The following is an 18,196-nucleotide window of genomic DNA, read 5'->3' as shown; positions in this document are numbered from 1 at the left end:
AAGTGCCTGCTGGACATTATTCAGCCTCCCGTATCTCATTAAAGTATTAAGGAGTTCAACTTGAACCTATTTGTAAGAGACCTTACCGTTATCGATTCTTCATACATCTGTGAACACAGAGGGGTCGTAGGAGATAGTTGGATTTTAGATGTCACCATGTCTGGTGAACTTAATGAAATGAGCATGGTGCTGGATTTTAGTAAGGTCAAAAAGCAGATCAAACAGCTTGTCGATGAGCACGTTGATCACCGTTTGCTGCTGCCAATGCAAAGCGCTGCAATTGTTCTTCAAGCGAGCAAAGCGGGCTACTCTAAGGTTGATGTGTTGCGTGGTGACAAGAGTCTTCATCTACATTGCCCTGATGAAGCATATTGCCTGATTGATGCAGAAGCGATCACCATCGAGAGTGTGACCGCACACGTTTACAATATCCTTCGCGATAACCTACCAAGTAACGTCACCGGGTTAGAGATCACCCTTCGTCATGAGAACATTAATGGCGCGTTCTACCACTATACACATGGTTTGAAAAAGCATGATGGTAATTGCCAACGCATCGCCCATGGCCACCGTTCTCCAGTCGAAATCTCGGTTGATGGTCAGCGTGACGAGCAACGCGAACAAGCATTTGCTCAGCGTTGGGAAGACATCTATTTAGGCTCTAAAGAAGACCAAGTTTCAGTTTCATCACTTAACCTGAGTGAACACGCGCAAAGCGTTAATGATGAAAGTCACTATGGCTTTCGCTACACCGCACCTCAAGGCGAATTTGAGCTAGCGATTGCTAAGAGTGAAACAGAAATCTTGCCGACGGATACCACGGTGGAATTACTGGCAGGCTATATTGCGGATCAAGTTGAGCCTAGCCTAGCAGAGAGCCAATCACTACAAATCGTCGCTTATGAAGGTGTTGGCAAGGGCGCAATGGCGTTCCGATAACACTTCAACGAGTGATACAGTCTCGTTACTGACATGATGAAATAAAGGCAAGATAATCCGTTATCTTGCCTTTATTTTTTGTGGCTCTTTAAAACTGATTTAGCGGATAGTTTTAGCTAGCGAAGTAGCACGCGTCGCAGTGGCGTTTTTTCGATCCCAACGACCAACAAGAAACTCAGAATAAAGGTACCGAAGAATACGATGCTATCTTTGGCTAATTCGGTGATGCCCAGTATGCCGCAGACATTGAACAGCACGATAATGATCAGCAAATGGCACACGTAAATACCCAGCATACGATTCGAAATGGCACGAACCCAAGTGTAGTTACCCATGTTTGGATTAGCCAAAAGCCACATAAGCACGCCCATCCCCCATAGCGCCGTGCCAAACAAGAAATCATTCATGTTGAATCCGATGTCGAACGTGGTGAGCCATGCCGCCTCAGCAAAGTGAATCAACATGCCTAACGCTAATAACCCCAACGCTTTAGTTGACGACACCTTCCATTGATTCTGACGAATAAGGAAACCTAAGGTCACCATTAACGTGCCAAAGAACGGGCCATTACGCGTGAAGAAGGGTGCTTCTAATCCGGTTAGCGTTGCGTAGCTTCCTGCCAAAACACCATAGCCATAGAGTGCAATAGCGATCGGTAATAGAAGTTTGTTGAGCTTCAACTCAACCAATAAAGCGATGATCAACACTGCGCAAACAAGGGCTGGAATGAACCACAAATGCACCAGACCTCCCTCTAAGAATGAGTTAAGAGGAGTGCTCATTAAGAAACCCCAATAGCCTTCACGTTCACCTAGATAGCCAAACTCTTCTACCTTCGCGAGATTGAATGGCATCACTAAGCAAATGATGCTCCATGCCAACCAAACTTTAAGCAGTGGTTTGGAGTAGTTGATGAAGGTTGTCCAAGGCGATGCAGCCAACTTAGGCTGAATAAGATAGCCAGAAACCAGGAAGAACAGAGGGACCGCAAAACGAGCGGTTTGGTTGAGCACATAACCGATCCAAGGCACTTCATCTATTTGCCAATAAGTGAGTGCCATTTGGCCGTGTAAACCAATGATCGCCAAGATAGCAATCACTCGGCCTAACTCGATACTGGCGATGTGTTGTGAAGGCGTATGTTGAACGGAAGACATATCAGATCTCTTAGTAAAATTTTTACGAAATCTAGCAGCCTTTCTGCCCAATCAGTTAGTCCTAAATCAAGGCTTATGACCTTTATTTCAGGGCTTATGTCGGTTTTTTGAAGCCTGTCGCAGCTATATTAAACCCATTGCGGTGAGTGCAAAAATACCTAGTGTGCAAGTGATAAGAGAAACAACGGTCGTGAGCGCGATGATGTTAGCCGCCAAGGTTGAATTCCCTCCCATCGCACGAGCCATAACATAGCTCGCTGCTGCCGTTGGTGCTGCGCTCATCAAAAAGATAAGCCCGAGGTCGAGCCCTTCAAACCCTAAGTACCCAGCAGCCAATGCAATCAGTAACGGTGAGGCAATTAACTTGTAGCTAGAGGCGAACCACGTCGACAACTTTTCTTGTTTGAGCGAGCTAATATCCAGCGACCCGCCAGTACAGAGCAGGGCTAAAGGTAATGTCATATTGGCAAAGTATTGCCCAGCGTCAGCCACCATTTTTGGAATAGGAATTGAAAGCGCATAGAAGACGACCGCTAAGAAAATAGCGATGATCAACGGGTTTTTGGTGATGGACTTGACGATGACTTTAATGGCTTTAGCGCCAGTGTCTTTGCCTTTGGGGGTCAGTGCAATCACGGCTTGAATGTTATACAGCACGGTTAGGGATGCGACATAGATAGCAGCCAATGCCACGCCTTGGTTGCCATAGATATTAGCCACATAGGCGAGGCCGATGATCGCGGTATTAGCGCGGAATCCACCTTGGACAATCACACCTTGATCTTTCGAACCTTTGAATACCAATTTGGTTGAGAAAATCGTGAATAAGAAAAAGATAAAGTTAGCGATGACGCCAAACGCCACTAATGCGCTACTGGCTGAAAAGTTGTGATTCGATTGAACAATGCTTAGAAATAGCATCGCGGGTAGAGTGACTTGAAATACGACCTTAGATGCGACATCAATGAAATTGTCATTGATTAAGCCGATTCGCTTGAGCATCACACCGAGAAACAGCATTAAACAGATAGGGCCTGTTACTGACGCCGAAAACGCAAACTGTTCCCAAAGTGTGTTCATTCTTTTTCCTTTGTTAGTCGATTTCAATTTCCTTTGAATACTGTCGCATTTTTCCACAATTCTTTGATAATACAAAATGAATACCAAGGGTTAAGTAAAAAACTTGAAAAAAAGTACGAACGTGCTAAAAATAAAGCATCAGATTTATTATTGGTGAATAATGAGCAAAGGAAAGATAACCAAAGAGTATATTTTGAGCCATGCATTTGCACTTGCGAGTGAGAATGGTCTTGAAAGTTTGACGATTGGCGAATTAGCCAAGCAGTGTGGTATGTCTAAGAGTGGATTGTTTGCGCACTTCAACTCTAAAGAGAACCTGCAACTCTCTGTACTCGAATATTCCAACGCCATATTCACTGAAAGAGTCATCATTCCGGCGAGAGAGTTGGGCGACGGTGATATTGAAGCCAAGCTGAAACAACTGCTCGATAACTGGCTGGGCTGGAACCACTCGTTCCAAGGCAGCTGCATGTTTATTGATGCTTGGAAAGATGCAGGCAGCGAAACCTCTGTGATTCAGAAGGCACTGCAGAAAACCATTTCAGTGTGGATTGATTACTTGACGATTCAGGTAGCAAAAGCGGTTGAGAGCAAACAGTTCAGGGCTGATTTAGACCCTAAGCAGGCAACTTTTGAGTTATATGGTCTGTATTTAAGTGCGAACTTGTTTTACTCATTGCGAGGGCAGCAAGCGAGCCATACTCATTTTTGGAGTGGTGTTGAGCGCTTGGTCGCTAGCTGGAAAGCGGTTTAATACATACAGCAGGTTAACTCGCAAATCATGTGAGTCTTGCTGAGGTAAGGTTTACAACAAAATTTTAGAGAAGTGGTGGTAAGCGATGATAAATCGCAGTAGCGCCATTTTTTATATCAATAAATAGCACGGTCGTTCGATTTTTAGGGCCGAGCTCGATCCGCCAATAATGATGGCGATACAAGGAACGGTCATGAGTGACAAAATCTATTTCAATACATCGAACAAATTCAGCTTCAAGCGTAGCTTGATTGGCGCTACAACCAATCTGCACTACATTTTAGCGCCGAGTCATGCAAAGAAAACGGCACGTAAACTGCTGCTCACTCCGATGCGTACCGAGCAGAAAAATGCCGATCCTCAAGGGCTTATTAAGAGTGAAATCAAAGGTCGTGATGGCGTTTTGAAAACTTACTCTTTGGGTACGGGGCCCGTTTGGGTACTGACCCATGGTTGGTCTGGCACCGCGAGTCAATTCTTTCCTTTAATGGAACACATCGCTGCTAAAGGTTTTACCGCAATGGCTTACGATCATCCTGCTCATGGTGGCAGCGATGGCGTACATGGTCATATCCCTGCATTTGTGAACGGTTTGGAAGCTGTTCTAGATTCGGTGGGGGAAGTGGCAGGTTTGGTCGGTCACAGTATGGGTACCGCTTCTGCGTTGGAGTGTAAGCACGTTAAACTAGAAAACAAACCTTTGTTGCTCATTGCACCTGTGTTGGATTATCTAGAAAACCTATTTGGTAGCGTTGCGCGTTCTGGTTACTCAATGAAGTTGTTTGAGGCGGTCGTGGGCGAAGTGGAAGAGCAGTTTAACTACCCAATTCAGTCTGTTGATCCCTATGGAAAGCTAGCGCTTCGTGAATCTCAAACGATCATTGTTCATGACGAGCAAGACAAGTTTACTAAGTTTGATGTGTCTCAGCGTGCTGCTAATGAAATGGGTCGCGTTACCTTGATTGCGACTCAAGGACAGGGTCACGGGCGAGTGATGAAGTGCCCACAAGTATTCGAGAGCTTTGATAACTTGATTGGCTAAGTCTAACGAGCGCAAGTCAGTAGAACGCCAGTAAAAAGATCGTAAGCTAAAAGCTCAGAAAACATAAATAAAAAGGCCAACCAGACAGTATCTGGTTGGCCTTTGTTTTAGGGATTTAGTTGATGCTTAGTCAGTATTTAACTAAGCACTATTTTTAGTTAGCAGCTTGCAGGACCGATCTCTTTCCACACGCCCCACTGGCCTGTCGTTGTTGGATCTTCACCTGTTGTCCACCATTTCGCTTCCCAAACCTTACCGCCTTGAGTTACTTGGTCGCCGCCAGTGTAGACCGCACTTGAATCCCAAGCGTTAGTACACGTACCGCCGCCTGTGGTTTTCTTAAGAACGTTCACTGAAGTAGCCGCTACCGATGTATCAGTGCCATCGCTGACCGTTACAGAGAAGTTCAGCGTTGTATCTTGCGTGTATTCCGCCGCGACAAAGCTCACTGAAGAACCTTGAACCGTTGCATCAACACCAGCAGGTACATCCCAGGTGAAGGTTAATGTGTCTTGGTCAGCATCGCTCGAAGCCGAAGCATCAACCACTACAACATCACCTGCACTTACTTCAGCCGGAGCCGAAACAACCGCGACCGGAGCTGTGTTTACTGGACCTGTGTCTTTAGGGCTTACTGTTACAACCACGGTGTCAGTTGAAGTAGCACCTTCGTTGTCAGTTACCGTTAGGCTGAACGTGAGTACTTCTTGTTGAGCAACTTCAACCACATCGAAGCTTGCAACAGCTGTATTAGCGTTGGCTAGCGTGACCGCTGCACCGCTTACTTGTGACCAAGCGTAGCTCGCAATCGTGCCGTCGCTGTCTTTTGAAGCGCTACCGTCTAGAGAAACAGAAGCTGGGCCTTCAACCGATTGGTCTGCGCCCGCTGCTGCGGTTGGTTTACGGTTTACAGGATCTGTTGTTCCGCCCGCTAGGCCTTCATGCATTGCGTTGAGGATGTCGCCGTTATCTGCATCAATCTCCCAAGAGAATAGACCCGCAAGGCCAAGGCTACGAACGTACGCGCCTTTTGCTTTTACTGAGCGGTCATCATCAAATGTGATCAGCTTGCCCGAAGTACGGTTCCAAACGTAAGGCGCTTCTGCCATTTCGTCGTAACCATACTCAAAGCCGTTGATGCCTTGGTTGTTTGCACCAAGCATGTTCGCTTTAATGCCTTTGTAGTCAATAACGCCATCTTCCCATACGCCTTGAGCAGAGCTGCCGGTCAGTTTGCCATTACCTACGCCAGTCATTGGGTCAGTAGGATCGGTGAGTGATGAAGGTAATACGCCTTCCCAACCACGACCGTACATCGCTGTACCAACAACAAGTTTGTTCGCAGGAACACCTTGCTCAAGTAACAGTTGGATGCCGTTGTCTGTGGTGTAAGCAGGGCCAGTGTACTGTTCGCCATTTTCATCAAGCCCTGTGCCATCACATTGACCAGGACGCATGAAGTTACCGCAGTTTAGTGCTGTTTGGTGACCTAACACGTTGTTCCAACCGCCGTAGAAGTCGTAAGTCATTGCGAAGATGTAATCCATGTATTGGATAGCATCGCCGTAGTTCACGTCTTCAATCTTATCGTGACCAACGCCGATCGCTGATGTTAGCTCGTAAGTACGGCCGTTCTCAGCTTCTAGCTCATCTAACATAACGCGCAGCTCTGCCATCAATGCAATGTAAGCAGGGCCGTCATTTACAGGGTCACCAAGATCGGGAGCAGCACCGCCTCCACCTGGGAATTCCCAGTCAATATCGACACCATCGTAGAATTTCCATGTATTTAGGAACTTCTTAACCGATGCAACGAACGTGTCGCGGTTCGCTTTTGTAGTGAAATCGAAGAACGGGTCAGACAGTGTCCAACCACCAATTGATGGGATGATTTTCAAGTCTGGATTGCGCTGTTTTAGCGCCATCATCATTGCGTAGTTACCTTTGATAGGTGAGCTGTATTCGTGACCAGCTTGCGGGAAACTCTTTTGGAAAGCTGCCCAAGGGTCATGAATCACCACTTCGTAATCGTTTACACCCTGACAGGCTGTCATGAGTGCGTTGTAGCTGTTGCCGCCTACCGATTTTACTGATTCATTAGGACCACAAATTGGGATGAAGCCATAAAGGATATGGGTCAAGTTATCAGCGGGTAGGTTATCAACCGTGTAATCACGACCATAGATGCCCCATTCCACAAAGTAAGTACCTACTACCGTATTTGGGTCTGTGTTGTATGACTTGTTATTCGGGTCAACATTCATTGCAAGTGGTGCTAAGTGTGAACCATCGGTATCTGCAATCGTGATCTGAGCGGGAGCACTCTTGGCGCAGCCTGTTTCGTCACACGCCTCGATTTCCATCTGAAATAAGCCGCCTTGGCCGTATTCGAATGAAGCTGTAGTTTGGCTACCAGTAATAGGGCCAGTGGCCACTTTAACGCCATCGAAGTAGATGTTGTACGTGTTTCCTGACGTTCCGCTCCATTGGTTGAACTTGACGTCGACCTTTGCTTTGTCGTGATATTTAACCATCTGGTTGTAGCCAGAAGTGGTTTCCATCGCGAGTTCAATTTTAGAAAACTGCAGGTTGTTGGAACCGTACATGTCGATGCTAGGTGCTGTTGGAGCAGCTAATGCTGTACCAGATAGCGCTAGAGCAATGCTTGCCGCACAGGTATTAATACGAATCATACTTTTTCTCTCATTCCTTGAAGGTTACGAGAACCAAATGGCCCCATAAACGGCTCCAGTCAGTTTTGAAGGAGCTTCCCAGTCAGTATTCGAGAGAGTTTTAATTTTATAACTGAAAATAAATCCGTTTTCGATGGACAACTAAAAAATAGTATTTCGTTACAATTCTGTTGCTTAATGAGTGAGAGGCTGAGTCCATGTTTTATAAAATAAAACACCCTTCAGAAGTAAAATCTCATAAGTGAAAATCCACGACATGAAGTTATGAAAAGATGCGACAAACGATAAGAAAATATCGCAAGTTGAAGCAGTATCACAAAGCGAAGTGTGTTGGGTGAGCGGCGCAGATCGGTAGGTAAATATGAAAGTAGTGATACGGAGAATACTTTTTACGGAGAAGACTATTATTTAGATGACTGTTATTTAGACGACTGTTATTTAGACGACTGAAGAAGACTGAGAAGGGGATTATCTTTTGAATTGCTCGGCTAAGGAAGCGCGTCTTTGTTGCATCACACTGTGGGTATCACCAGCTGCAGTATCCTCGTAGCCTTCTTTAATAAATTGCTGAGATGGTACGCTTGGCTCTAGTCGTTTCAAGCGAGGAGAATCGTAAGTACCACTGATGGTGTAGACGGTGGTTCCAGAACCTGTGCTAATCGTGACAATCTTGCCATCAAAATCAAACGAGGTAGCAATGAGGCGATGATTCATCATTACACCATTATCTGAAAGTGTCAGGGTATCAGTATTGTAAGGTGGTGCCGCAATCTCTATCCATGTGCCATAGACATTGCTTGGGCTGACAGATTGTTGGTGGGCTTGGTAAGCAAAATAGCCCGCGGTGAGGGCAATCATAAAGCCAGCTAATAGGAAGCTGTAGAGTAACGAGTTGGCAAATAAATCTCTGCTTTTGATCGACTTTTTTGCCATTATCTCTTCATTTTCCCACTGATATTATTTTAGATTCTATTAACTAAAACCTTAGTTTGCAAAAATTGTTATAAGAGTTAGAAGCAGGATCGAATGTTCCAATAAATTTGGTTGCGTTGGCGATTTTTTGCCTGATTCCTTGGTATTTACGTTATCAATGAAAGCGAATTCAAGAAATGCCTAAGCTATGCGTATTTATTTCTTGTAGGACAGTCTTGAATTGGTTAAAACAATTATCACCTAGATTTACGCATAGGCTCATTCGCTGAGTCCAATAATTGCAATTTTGAGATAACAAGGAAGTACAATGATTAAAGAAAACACATACTTTGAAGGTGGCGTTAAGTCGTTAGCGTTTAACCAAGCAGGCGCTGATGTGAGTGTTGGTGTGATGGCAGCTGGCGAATACACATTCGGTACTGCGGCTCCAGAAAAGATGACCGTTGTTAAAGGTGCTTTAATTGTAAAGCGTGTTGGTGATGATGACTGGACGACATACCAATCTGGTGAGTCCTTTGACGTTGCGGGTGATTCTTCATTCGACCTACAGGTAAAAGAAGCGACAGCTTACCTGTGTGAATATCTGTAACTCGCTCTAAATTCGTTTAATTAGGGCACCGTTGGTCTCTGACTTAATAGAAAAAAACCACGCTCTAGGAGCGTGGTTAAATAAGTGATAGTAACCGGCAGTGGATAGTGTCACTTGTTTTTGCAGTCATCAAATGGATGACCAAATCGTTGTTCGTTGCAAAATCTCTTCAATCTTCAATCTTCAATTCTCGATTCAAAATTCAAAGCTCAAAAACAGACATTGGTAAATCAGTAAGTCTCAAATACGCCGTTGTTGTAATCCTGAATCGTTTGTTCAATCTCTTCCATTGAATTCATGACGAACGGACCATAGTGCACAACAGGTTCATTAATCGGTTCACCAGAAAAAACCAGTACACCTGAATCTTCTAAGCTGTCTAAAGAAAGCCAGTCAGCTTTGGTGAGAAGGGCAAGCTGACCTTGCTTGATCACTTTGTCGCCGATCTTAATGCTGCCTCGGTACACATAAGTCATGGCATTGTGATTAACATTAGTCCCTAACGTCACTTTTTGCCCAGAATGAGAGCGCCAATCCGCAACGCTTAATGGCACACCTGTCTTTTGCAATGGACCTTGCGCTCGTAAAGCCTCTGAATCATCGTCAGTTTGGTTATGCAGTTCAAACCCACCGGCTATCACTCTCAATAAACCACGTTGTTCGCTTTGGTGTTCTGTAATGCTTTCACTCTGGAAGTCGTGATATTGCGCGGGCAGCATTTTGTGTGACGCAGGTTGATTTATCCAAACCTGAAAGCCATGCAGTGCGCCTTCTTCCATCATTGGCATTTCGCTGTGAATAACACCACGACCTGCGGCCATCCACTGCGCGCCACCGCTGCGTAGCTCTCCAACATTCCCCATGTGGTCTTTGTGTTGGAAGTGACCTTGGAGCATGTAAGTGAGCGTTTCTATCCCACGGTGAGGGTGTGGAGGAAAGCCTCCAACATAGTCTTTGCTTTCATCCGACTTAAGTTCATCAATCATCAAAAATGGAGAGAAACGCGTGTTATTGAAGCCAGCGAGTCTTTGGATTTTGACGCCATCACCATCGGAGGTGGCATGTGCTGCAATCACATGATCTACTGTTCTTACACTCGTCATTTTGAAATCCTCATAAACTTGAATAGCTGTAGTTTATGTAATTCGATTTAAAAAGAAGATGGCATAGCGTTGAGTGACTTATTCGAAAATTTTGAACAGGTAACAATAATTTTGAACAGGTAACAATATGAAATTATGTCTATACTCAATATAGAGTAGACCGCCAAGGAGGCCGCTATGGCAGTACAGCAAAAACATGGCGAAAGGCAAGGTCGGATGGGCTTTGATAACGATTTTACAACGGAGCAAGGGCAGCGTTTTACCGAGGTTGCGAACAGCGCGGTTAAACGTCGCGTAAAAAAACGTGCGATTGAAGCACCGTTTATTCAGTCGGCTAAGCAAGCTGCTTTTAAAACGGTAGTGAGACCTAGAGGCAATAACCCAAACCGAACACGACAAGTCGTATGGATGATTGTGATCGGGTTAGTGAGCCTATGGCTTATGTATATGGCAGGTTAGTGCGTTTAGCAGTCAGCGATATTAATGGTTAACGTTGACGCGTTTTTAACAGCGTAACATTGTTCCCTTCGACTTTTGCTTCAAGACAATCTTCAAGCTCAGATGAATCCGATTCTGAGAAGGTTAGGTTCGTCGGTAGTTCTTCGATCAATGTCGATACTGGATTGTCGTGATAATAAGCGTATCGGTTTTTTCCTGAATGCTTGGCAACATACATCGCTTTATCTGCACATCTCGTCAGTTCATGTAGCTCTTGAGCATCTTGCGGATACAAAGACACCCCAACACTGAGCGTCAATTCCTTGATTCTCTCGTTTGTCTGGCAACCACTTTCGAATAACCCACAAATCCTATCTAAAATACCGTCTAGATCTTTACGAGTAGGTACATCATAGAGCATCAAAACAAACTCGTCGCCAGCAAAGCGCGCAATCGAATAGTCGTATTCATGGCTTTTTCTGTCTCTGGTTCGAATGTTGTTACTCAAGCGATTGGCAAAGTGCTGTAAGACACTGTCTCCTACGTCGTGCCCGTAGCTGTCGTTAATGCCTTTAAAGTCGTCAATATCTAAAAAGACCAATGCCGTAAGTGATCGCTCACTATCCACTGTCGCAAGCTTTTCCACCGCCCAGCGCTCAAAGCTCCAACGGTTTGCCAATCCGGTAAGTTGGTCTCTGTAGGCGAGATCTTCAATGCCTTCTTTATAAAGACGTTGGATATAACTGACGGCTTTTGTGTAGTAATAAGCGGATGTGTGACACACCAAGCTCATGGTAAACAGGCTAAGAATAAATCGGTGTGTGCTGTTAAATGGCAAAGAAAAGTTGTTGGGCATCGCCGTAATTAAGGTGCTGATAAACAGGCAAAATGAGGTGCTGAAGATAATGCCAATTCTGAAATCGTTAATGAAAATGACGGCTGCCAGAATCGGATAGAGCCAAAGTATCCGGTCGGGAATCGCGTGACTGTACAAGAATAGGATAACCCCTTGTACTAGAAGAACGCCACTCAGAATCAATTCGGAATATTCAGGGTTAATGACTTTTCTTACGTAAAATGCATTGGAGATAGCGATCAGTGCAAAACACAATTCGAAAACCGACAGTGTGTAATGTTGGCCTTGGAAGTAAGCCCAAGTGTAGAAAATGAATAACGCAGCGGCAGTCAGTGAAAAGGAGTGGACAATTTTTTGCTTGCGGGTGGATCGTATGTCCGCCATTTCTTCTAGGTGTCTGCCGACCAGCCTTTTCATGTGATTTGTGCCAAAGATTTTGATAATGGAGTTAATAGTAGATTAAATAATAAGCTACGCAGAGGTTTAGATGGCTATTTAGTGTGATTGTTATCAAGGTTTTATATTAAAAAGTAATCAACCAATAATAAATAGTGATGTGTATCACTGACGGCGCAAGCTTGTCCGAGCGTGAGGATAATCAAGGTTCGATTTGGCAAAAGCGATTTAGTTATTATCTACTTGCTTTCCAATGATTTACTCAACATAGTTTGTATATAGCTAAATGCTTGTAGATAGCTAAATGTTTATATATACCTAAATTTGATAGAGGCTCATTATGTTAATTACCTTTAGTTGCAAGGCTCATGCTAGCGTCACTATGTTTGGTGAAGTCGGTCTTCAGTTCATTAAGATGCTTGGACATAGTGGCGCGATCCCAGGAGCCATTGATGCTCCAGACGTTCCTCAAGCTCTGGATAATTTACGTACTGCGATCGCCGCAGAGCAGAGCAAACCAGTCGAGCAAGAAAATGCTGATGACGACAATGAAGAAGAGGTTGTTGAAGCGCCTGTCAATATCGGTAGCCGAGCTTTTCCGTTGGTTGAACTGTTGAAAGCTGCTATCAAAGAAGAGTGCGAAGTTATGTGGGAAGACGGCAGCGGTAAACGACTGTAGTTCGATTCGCGCAAAACGTAACAAGCCTATCGAATCTATTTTAATAGGAATGAATGTTGAGCCAGTATTGATCATGTCATGGAGTTTGATGGTGATGAATCGACACTGGCGCTTTTTTTAGGCGAAGTGTTTCGCTTGTGTCTGTTCGTTTACAAAGTTCATCAGCCTTGAAATGAGTTACTTTTGTTATCGTAATATCAATACATAACAGACCGTAAACAAAGTGATGCTGTTCACGCTTTCTTGACTCCCAATTCTGAACTAGGAATTTTTCCTAGTTATTCTAAGACCCTCTCTCATGCGGTCGATTTTTAGACTCCTTATTATTTCACGGTCAACTAACAAAGAATGCATGGTCGCAATTATGCCGTGCAGACCTCATAAATAATAAGAGAGTTCACAATGTTAAAGTTCCTAGATCAGGTTCGAAAACCGACACTGGATCTTCCGGTCGAAACCAGAAGAAAAATGTGGTTTAAACCCTTCCTACAATCTTACCTAGTCGTGTTCATTGGTTATCTAACCATGTATTTGATCCGTAAGAACTTCAATGTCGCGCAAAACGACATGATTTCTACTTATGGGTTATCAATGACGGATCTAGGTCTTATCGGTCTTGGTTTCTCAATTACTTATGGTATTGGTAAAACCGTCGTTTCCTATTACGCCGATGGTAAAAATACCAAACAGTTCCTGCCATTCATGCTTGTCCTTTCTGGTATTGCCATGTTGGGCTTCAGCTTCAGTATGGGTGGCGGCAGCGCTAGCTTATTCATGATGGTTGCCTTCTACGCATTGAGTGGTTTTTTCCAAAGTACGGGTGGCCCTTCAAGTTACTCAACGATCACTAAATGGACGCCTCGTAACAAGCGTGGTTCATATTTAGGTCTTTGGAATATGTCACATAACGTGGGTGGTGCGGGTGCAGCTGGTGTTGCTCTGTTTGGCGCAAACTACCTATTTGATGGCAACGTAATTGGCATGTTTGTTTTCCCATCTATCATCGCGATTGTGGTTGGTTTCATTGGTATGCGCTTTGGTAACGACTCTCCAGAAGCATACGGCTTAGGTACGGTTGAAGAGTTGTTTGATGAAGAAATTAGCGAAGAAGATACTATCGCTGAAGAAAATCAAATGACCAAGAAAGAGATCTTTGTTGAATACATTCTAAAAAACAAAGTGATCTGGTTACTCTGCTTCGCGAATATCTTTTTATACATTGTTCGTATCGGTATCGATCAATGGTCTACCGTTTACGCGTATCAAGAGCTAGGTCTATCAAAGGAAACGGCGATTTCAGGTTTCACTCTGTTTGAAGTCGGTGCTCTGGTTGGCACATTGATGTGGGGTTATTTATCAGACCTTGCGAACGGACGTCGTGCTTTAGTTGCTTGTGTATCGCTTGGATTGATTATTGTCTCTCTAGAGTTCTACCAAAATGCAACGAGTGAGTTCATGTACCTAGCGTCACTATTCGTACTGGGCTTCCTAGTGTTCGGTCCTCAACTGTTGATTGGTGTTGCTGCGGTAGGTTTTGTACCTAAGAAAGCAATCAGTGTTGCTGACGGCGTGAAAGGCACATTTGCTTACCTAATTGGTGACAGCTTTGCCAAACTTGGCCTAGGTATGATTGCGGATGGAACGCCAATTTTTGGCTTAACGGGTTGGAAAGGGACATTCGCAGCACTCGATACGTCAGCTGCCATTTGTATCGTGTTATTGCTATTCGTTGCGGTTGCGGAAGAGAAGAAAATTCGTCACGCGAAGAAGATGCACCTAGCGGCTCAAAACGCGTAATTATTATCACGTGCTTTATTTGATTAAAGCACGTGAGATCATACCAATCGCTAGTTCGATTCAGTATCATCTCTATCAATAAACTTAATATTAAATAGCTCCTGTCGGGGCTATTTTTCTTTCTTACTCTTAATTCTGGTTAATATCATGATTAATGTTGCGCTTGTTGATGACCACGTCATTGTTCGTTCGGGCTTTGCTCAATTACTCAGTCTTGAAACTGATATTACGGTCGTGGGTGAATTTAACTCTGCGGCAGAAGCGCGCCTCGGATTGCCAAGTTGTCACCCTGATGTCGTTATCTTGGATATTTCAATGCAGGATGAAAGTGGCTTGAGCTTATTGGAAGAAATTCCATCAGGCATTGCCAGCATCATGTTGAGCGTACATGACTCTCCGGCAATGGTTGAGAAGTCATTAGAGTTAGGAGCTAAAGGCTACCTCAGTAAGCGCTGTAGCCCAGATGAGTTAATCCAAGCCGTATATACGAGCGCAAATGGTGGCTGTTATCTCACGCCCGATATCGCTATAAAGCTTGCGACACCAATGAAGAATAAAGCCTCTTTAAACCAACTCACCCGCCGAGAAAGCGAAGTGTGTCAGTTATTGGCAACAGGGCTCGATGTGAAATCTATCGCCGTTGAGCTAGGGGTTAGTCATAAAACGGTGCATGTACACCGTGCCAATGCGATGGACAAACTCAATGTTAAGAACAACGTTGAGTTAGCTAAATTGTTCACTCAAGATCAGTACTAATGCGCTCCTATCTAGCCACTTCACTATGTGGGGTTTTTATGGCTGGCTGTGCATGGTTTTGTTTATGGGTTATTGCCTTCTATTTTATTAATGACCCTGAGTTAGCCATTCTGCTTTTCCCATTCTCACTTCGATTGGGAATGACGCTGCACACTCGCACTCACTATTGGCCTGCTATCTATATTGCAGAGTGGGGACTTGCGATCGCGTTAGCGTTATTGCTTGATGAACCCCAATGGCTGACCATACTAGTCGCCAGTGGATTAAGTATTCCTGCCACTCTATTTGCCAAGCGTTATTACTATGGTGATCAAAATCGTCACTTGTTAGTGATGGCGAGCTTAATCATGGTTACCGCATTAATTAACGTTGCCGTGGTGGGTTCTCATGTTCCAGCCGTTTACATGGTGTGGTTAGCGAGTATCACGGGTGGATTGATGCTGGTACCTATGTGTTATCTGGTCTGGAACTATCTATTCCAAAATAAGTGGGCGCCACTGAGCTCTTACTTAATCCATAATGTTGTAGAGTTCAAAATCCGTCACATCGCTTTATACAGTGTGTTGCTAGTGGCCAGTATTTTGATACAAACCAGCTTGCCTGATGAACTAAGGCGCTTCGCCCCATTTTGTATGGCGATCCCTATTATCTTGCTGGCCGTACGTTACGGATGGCAAGGCGCTTTACTGGCGACCTTGTTAAACAGTGTTGCGCTGATTGCTGCTCATAGCGGAACGTCCAAACTCGAAATTACCGACTTACTCTTGTCTCTATCGGCTCAAACTATTACCGGTATATTGCTGGGCCTTGCGGTTCAAAAGCAGAAAGATCTCAACTCCAAATTGCGAAGCGAGCTTTCCAGAAACCAAAACCTTTCACGCCAGCTAATAACAGCTGAAGAGTCGGTTCGTCGTGATATTGCGCGTGAGCTGCATGATGAAATTGGCCAAAACATCACGGCAATTCGTACGCAGGCAAGCATTATTAAACGTGTCGATGCGGCTGAGATGAGCGTTCGCTGTGCGGGGACGATTGAGTCATTGTCTTTGAATGTTTATGACACCACCAAACGCCTACTTACAAAACTAAGACCTAAGATGTTGGACGATCTTGACCTAAAAGATTCCGTGGAACAGCTTATTCGAGAGATGGAGTTTTCGGATCACGGCGTTGATATCCAGTTAAATTGGCAAGGTGATTACTCGTGTTTGAGTGACACGCTCAAGGTCACTATCTTCAGGCTGTGCCAAGAATCTCTAAACAATGCCTCTAAATACGCCAACGCGAGCGAAATCAGAATTGAACTGATTCTAGATGATCAGGCTTATCTTCGGATCTCAGACAATGGCGTTGGTTTTACAGCGCAAGACCTTCTCAAGGGAATGGGGGTTCGTGGTATGCAAGAGCGAGTTCAGGCGCTCGGTGGCAAGATGACAATCAACGCTAATGGCTCATCTTCGGGTACCAATATCAGCGTTACATTACCTAAAGTGTGAGAACGAATATGTTTGGATTTCTGCGCTCAACAATGTCAAAGAGTGATGCTCTAACTGATGATGAGGTCAATCAGAGTTATCGCTACTGGCGCCTCCACATCATGATAGGTATGTATGTCGGCTATGCAGGTTTTTACTTCACTCGTAAAACCTTTAATTATGCCGCGCCAGCCATGATCACCGACCTTGGTTTGGATAAAGGCGATATCGGCTTAATTGGCACGCTCTTTTATCTTTCTTATGGCTTATCGAAATTTATATCAGGCACGATATCGGATCGTTCAAACCCTCGTTACTTCATGGGGCTTGGCCTAATCGCGACTGGTCTGATAAACATCGCGTTTGGCTTTTCGAGTTCGTTAGCGGCTTTCATCTCGCTTTGGGTACTGAATGCGTGGTTCCAAGGTTGGGGCTGGCCATCGTGTTCCAAGTTATTGACGACTTGGTATTCTCGCTCCGAAAGAGGCTTTCGCTGGGCTATATGGAATACAGCACACAACGTTGGTGGGGCGCTCATTCCTATTCTCGTGGGTTATCTAACGCTGCAATTCAGTTGGCGAGCTGGGTTTATCTGGCCGGGGGTGATTGGTGTATTTATCGGTCTTATCGTTTGCTGGCGCTTACGTGACAAGCCCACCACCATGGGACTCCCGACGGTAGGGAAGTGGCGCAGTGACCACCTAGAGTTGGCGCAAGAGAACCATGGACAAGGGTTAAGCTATCGAGAAATATTGAAAACCTATGTGTTCAGCAATAAGTACATTTGGTTGCTCGCCTTTAGCTATGTGCTGGTTTACATCGTAAGAACGGCGGTCAACGACTGGGGTAACTTATACCTAACCGAAGAACACAATTACAGTTTGATAAACGCCAACGCTGCCTTGTCTCTGTTTGAGATTGGCGGTTTCGTTGGTTCACTTGTTGCTGGGTGGGGCTCGGATAGGCTGTTTGGTGGCAACCGCGGTCCAATGAATATTTTGTTTGCCATCGGCATATTTCTTTCAGTTTCTGCATTGTGGTTGATGCCTTTAACCAATTTTGTGTTTCAAGCGGCTGGGCTGTTTTGTGTCGGATTTTTTGTTTTTGGTCCTCAAATGCTTATTGGCATGGCGGCGGCAGAATGCTCGCACAAAGACTCTGCTGGGGCGGCGACAGGTTTTGTTGGCTTGTTTGCTTACATGGGTGCAGCACTTTCTGGTTACCCATTAGCGCTCGTTCTAGAAACTTATGGCTGGAGTGGATTCTTCATTACCATCTCGACTTGTGCTGCGGTCATCGGGTTGCTGCTACTGCCTTTCTTACAAGCTCAATCACCTCAGAAAAGTGCAGAGGCTCGCTCTGGCTTTTAAGGACCCTTCCCGATAACAAGATAGTTGCTGGTGTTTGTATTGTTGCTTGCATCGCTATTGCAACCAGTGCGATACAAGCCGCTATCTTATTCTCAGCGCTTTCTACACGTAGCATTCAAATGTGACTCTTTTCACGATT

The 18,196-nt window shown here is 44.8% G+C and carries 16 protein-coding genes; 10 read left to right on the top strand and 6 right to left on the bottom strand.

Features of this window, described 5'->3' with window-relative positions:
- The first annotated feature begins 60 nt into the window (after window positions 1–60).
- The gene (locus tag AACU28_RS00440; RefSeq protein ID WP_121602090.1) at window positions 61–939 is read left to right on the top strand and encodes a 6-pyruvoyl trahydropterin synthase family protein; all 879 of its coding nucleotides are present in this window, start codon (window positions 61–63) and stop codon (window positions 937–939) included.
- A 116-nt stretch (window positions 940–1,055) separates the two neighbouring features.
- Here AACU28_RS00440 and AACU28_RS00435 read toward each other — a convergent pair whose 3' ends face one another.
- The gene (locus tag AACU28_RS00435; RefSeq protein WP_121602089.1) at window positions 1,056–2,096 is read right to left on the bottom strand and encodes an acyltransferase; all 1,041 of its coding nucleotides are present in this window, start codon (window positions 2,094–2,096) and stop codon (window positions 1,056–1,058) included.
- A gap of 123 nt (window positions 2,097–2,219) precedes the next feature.
- Window positions 2,220–3,176, bottom strand: coding sequence for an AEC family transporter (locus tag AACU28_RS00430; RefSeq protein WP_121602088.1), 957 nt, complete (start codon window positions 3,174–3,176; stop codon window positions 2,220–2,222).
- A gap of 160 nt (window positions 3,177–3,336) precedes the next feature.
- On the opposite strand from AACU28_RS00430, the gene AACU28_RS00425 reads away from it, so the two are divergent.
- A complete protein-coding gene (locus tag AACU28_RS00425; RefSeq protein WP_004732750.1) occupies window positions 3,337–3,930 on the top strand; it encodes a TetR/AcrR family transcriptional regulator in 594 nt (197 codons plus the stop codon).
- Between the two features lie 193 nt (window positions 3,931–4,123).
- On the top strand, window positions 4,124–4,972 hold the full coding sequence (locus AACU28_RS00420; protein ID WP_076648613.1) for an alpha/beta hydrolase: 849 nt from the start codon (window positions 4,124–4,126) through the stop codon (window positions 4,970–4,972).
- Window positions 4,973–5,130: 158 nt separating this feature from the next.
- Here the strand turns inward: AACU28_RS00420 and AACU28_RS00415 are convergent, their stop codons facing one another.
- Window positions 5,131–7,665, bottom strand: coding sequence for a glycosyl hydrolase family 18 protein (locus AACU28_RS00415; RefSeq protein WP_121602087.1), 2,535 nt, complete (start codon window positions 7,663–7,665; stop codon window positions 5,131–5,133).
- Window positions 7,666–8,133: 468 nt separating this feature from the next.
- The gene (locus AACU28_RS00410) at window positions 8,134–8,598 is read right to left on the bottom strand and encodes a DUF2850 domain-containing protein (protein ID WP_004732753.1); all 465 of its coding nucleotides are present in this window, start codon (window positions 8,596–8,598) and stop codon (window positions 8,134–8,136) included.
- Between the two features lie 307 nt (window positions 8,599–8,905).
- Between AACU28_RS00410 and ppnP the strand changes: the two genes are divergently transcribed.
- Window positions 8,906–9,187, top strand: a complete 282-nt coding sequence (gene ppnP / locus AACU28_RS00405) for a pyrimidine/purine nucleoside phosphorylase (protein WP_017089998.1) — start codon at window positions 8,906–8,908, stop codon at window positions 9,185–9,187.
- Window positions 9,188–9,417: 230 nt separating this feature from the next.
- Here ppnP and AACU28_RS00400 read toward each other — a convergent pair whose 3' ends face one another.
- Window positions 9,418–10,290 carry a pirin family protein gene (locus AACU28_RS00400; protein ID WP_017085025.1) on the bottom strand — a complete coding sequence of 291 codons (873 nt, stop codon included), beginning with the start codon at window positions 10,288–10,290 and terminating at the stop codon, window positions 9,418–9,420.
- Between the two features lie 177 nt (window positions 10,291–10,467).
- On the opposite strand from AACU28_RS00400, the gene AACU28_RS00395 reads away from it, so the two are divergent.
- A complete protein-coding gene (locus AACU28_RS00395; protein ID WP_029221923.1) occupies window positions 10,468–10,749 on the top strand; it encodes a hypothetical protein in 282 nt (93 codons plus the stop codon).
- A gap of 28 nt (window positions 10,750–10,777) precedes the next feature.
- Here AACU28_RS00395 and AACU28_RS00390 read toward each other — a convergent pair whose 3' ends face one another.
- Window positions 10,778–11,968, bottom strand: a complete 1,191-nt coding sequence (locus tag AACU28_RS00390) for a GGDEF domain-containing protein (RefSeq protein ID WP_050546407.1) — start codon at window positions 11,966–11,968, stop codon at window positions 10,778–10,780.
- 352 nt (window positions 11,969–12,320) lie between these two features.
- Here AACU28_RS00390 and AACU28_RS00385 point away from each other — a divergent pair, with 352 nt between their 5' ends.
- The 5 genes from AACU28_RS00385 to AACU28_RS00365 all read left to right on the top strand — a co-directional run bounded on the left by AACU28_RS00385 (window position 12,321) and on the right by AACU28_RS00365 (window position 18,057).
- Window positions 12,321–12,659 (top strand): DUF1840 domain-containing protein, encoded by a 339-nt coding sequence (locus tag AACU28_RS00385; protein WP_017082989.1) that lies wholly within the window; start codon window positions 12,321–12,323, stop codon window positions 12,657–12,659.
- A gap of 402 nt (window positions 12,660–13,061) precedes the next feature.
- Window positions 13,062–14,456: a hexose-6-phosphate:phosphate antiporter gene (gene uhpT / locus AACU28_RS00380; protein WP_004732760.1), complete on the top strand. Its 1,395-nt coding sequence runs from the start codon at window positions 13,062–13,064 to the stop codon at window positions 14,454–14,456.
- Window positions 14,457–14,603: 147 nt separating this feature from the next.
- Complete coding sequence (gene uhpA / locus AACU28_RS00375; RefSeq protein ID WP_102504386.1) at window positions 14,604–15,212, top strand: transcriptional regulator UhpA; 609 nt, start codon at window positions 14,604–14,606, stop codon at window positions 15,210–15,212.
- Window positions 15,212–16,708: a signal transduction histidine-protein kinase/phosphatase UhpB gene (gene uhpB, locus AACU28_RS00370; RefSeq protein ID WP_032545887.1), complete on the top strand. Its 1,497-nt coding sequence runs from the start codon at window positions 15,212–15,214 to the stop codon at window positions 16,706–16,708. The genes uhpA and uhpB overlap by 1 nt, the downstream gene beginning before the upstream one ends.
- Window positions 16,709–16,716: 8 nt before the next feature.
- Entirely contained in the window at window positions 16,717–18,057 is a 1,341-nt protein-coding gene (locus tag AACU28_RS00365) for an MFS transporter (RefSeq protein ID WP_102504387.1), read from the top strand.
- Window positions 18,058–18,196 lie beyond the last annotated feature (139 nt).

Source organism: Vibrio sp. SBT000027 (assembly GCF_963894355.1).
In the GTDB taxonomy this organism is placed as follows: domain Bacteria; phylum Pseudomonadota; class Gammaproteobacteria; order Enterobacterales; family Vibrionaceae; genus Vibrio; species Vibrio splendidus.
The sequence above is the reverse complement of the archived record's forward strand: the minus strand, read 5'-3'. Positions and strand labels throughout refer to the sequence as shown.